Below are 2,006 nucleotides of genomic sequence, written 5' to 3'. Positions count from 1 at the left end.
GTTCTTCCAGTTTGCCGGCGAGGACGCCTGGGAAGCCAACCGCGCGCGCCTGCAGGATGTCGGCGGATCCTGGCATATAGCTTTGAAAGTCTCCCGTGAAACATTCGATGAGATTGCCGGGCGGGTGACGGCGGCAGGGGTGCCGCAACGCATCATCGACCACGGATACTGCGAGTCGATGTACCTCAAGACCCCGGACGGGCTGCGGCTGGAATTCACCGTTGACGCACCTGACGCCGACGAGATCGCGGCGATGCGGCGGGCCGACGCGCATGCCGAACTCAAGCGCTGGCTCGCCGGCGACCGCCGTATCAACAACAGCGATCGGCCTTACTGCAATACCGTTCACTTTGTGATCCTGATGGCAGCGACGAAGTCGATCCGCGCCGTTGGCAGCGGTGTGCGAGGTCTCAGCGGATAGCCGCTCATCTTGCGCTTGACCCCGCGTGGCACCTGGCGTCCTCGACGGCTTGCCACACGCTCCTCCAAAATCTCGTTCAGCACCGCCCTATGCAGGGCAGGCCTGGCCCGAGGGGGGAAGCGCCGCAAACTGCGGCAGCTTGCGGCGGACCACGCGCACGGTATGAGAGAAGGATAGTCGATCCGGATCCTCGTCGGCCTGCAAGGCGGCTTCATGCATCAAGCCGCGCACGGCGAAATGCGCCAGCAGCAGACCCCAGACTTCCTGTTTCACAAGCTCCGGGGTCTTGCTGCGCAGCACCACCCGAGCCCCGCGCAGCTGCGTCTTCAGCTCGGCCAATGCAGCCTCGATCTCCCAGCGTTCATGGTACAGCGCCGCCAGCTCCGCGGCCGGCGCAATGGCCGCATCCAGGATGGTGCTGACCAGCCGGTAGAGCGGCTCAGCCCCGGCAATGCCCTCCAGCCGGTACTCGACGACCCGCACCCGGACGCCGCCGGTGCGGTGCCGCCGGTCCTTCTCGCTCGGGTAGAGCGTTGTCAGGTAGGAGCCATCGGCCAGCACCGTCTCACGGGGCAGCCGCAGATTGCCCTTCACCCGCCAGAGCAGATCAGCGCCCGTGCCAGCCGCCCTCTGCCAGAGCGCGTGACCGAAGAAGTATCGGTCGGCCAGGCACAGCATGCCCGGCCGGAGCGCGGCCAGCACCCCGTGCGCCAGCGTCGTCTCGCTGTCCGCGTAGCGACCCAGCTGAGCGCCGAACAGCACATGCGTGCCGTTCTCCACCAACGCCACGAAGCGCAGCTGCGGGAAGGCCGTCTGGCCGCGGCTGGCGCCGGGAGTGCCGAAGTGGGCGCTGTTCTCGGGGGTGTCGCCCACATCCAGGCAGGAGCCATCCAGGCTGACCAGCCGCCACTGCCGGTACCACGCCCCCTTGGTGGCGCGCGTCGCAATCGGCTGCACCACCTGCTCGTACAGCCGACGCAGCGGCGCTTCGCCGAGTCGACTGCGGGCCTGCGAGATGCCGCTCTTACCCGCCACCTTGACCGCCGCCGCACCCCACAGCCAGCGCAGCCCTTCCAGCAGGCAGCGCAGTACCTCGCGGGTGCTCGAGCCCATATAGAGCGCAAGGGCAATGGCGTAGTAGACCCTCACCTGTGCCGGCAGGTCGCGCTCGCGCTCGCTCGCCTTGCCCGTCTCGGCCAGGACCTGCTGCACTCGCTCGGGCGGGAAGGCCCGGGCGATCACGCCGAGGCTGATGTGGTCACTGATCCGGATGCCGGGCGGGAGACCCGCAGGAACACCAGCCATCGCTGTCGATCCTCCAAACCAAGACCGACAGGATACACTGTTACCTCACAAAGTGAACGGTATTGCCCCAAGGGCTGGACATCCGCTACGTGGTGACCAACTTGCGCCGCGGCTCGGCGGAATGGCTCTATGCGGCCATCTACTGCGCCCGTGGCTAGGCCGAGAACCTGATCAAATTGCACAAGAGCCAGCTTGCCTCCGACCGCACCAGTTGCCGCGAGCCACGCGCCAACCAGGTGCGGCTGATCCTGCACACGGCCGCCTACTGGCTGCTGTTGCG

2 protein-coding genes and 1 pseudogene are annotated in these 2,006 nt (G+C 67.0%); 2 read left to right on the top strand and 1 reads right to left on the bottom strand.

Going from position 1 to position 2,006, the window contains the following annotated elements; all coding sequences use genetic code 11:
• Positions 1-421, top strand: a 421-nt coding sequence (locus VF632_RS08725) for a VOC family protein (protein ID WP_331022486.1), incomplete at its 5' end; no start/stop codon positions are given.
• A gap of 87 nt (positions 422-508) precedes the next feature.
• Here the strand turns inward: VF632_RS08725 and VF632_RS08720 are convergent.
• Positions 509-1,726 (bottom strand): IS4 family transposase, encoded by a 1,218-nt coding sequence (locus VF632_RS08720; RefSeq protein WP_331022485.1) that lies wholly within the window; start codon positions 1,724-1,726, stop codon positions 509-511.
• Positions 1,727-1,797: 71 nt separating this feature from the next.
• Here VF632_RS08720 and VF632_RS08715 point away from each other — a divergent pair.
• Positions 1,798-2,006 (top strand): annotated as a pseudogene (locus VF632_RS08715) (transposase); the annotation flags it as partial.

Source organism: Longimicrobium sp. (assembly GCF_036388275.1).
Classification (GTDB): domain Bacteria; phylum Gemmatimonadota; class Gemmatimonadetes; order Longimicrobiales; family Longimicrobiaceae; genus Longimicrobium.
This window is presented reverse-complemented; position numbering and strand designations above follow the sequence as displayed.

What these genes read in the sequence shown, in the direction of transcription:
- VF632_RS08720 (WP_331022485.1), bottom strand. Translation starts at nt 1,726, where the DNA reads ATGGCTGGTGTTCCTGCGGGTCTCCCGCCCGGCATCCGGATCAGTGAC.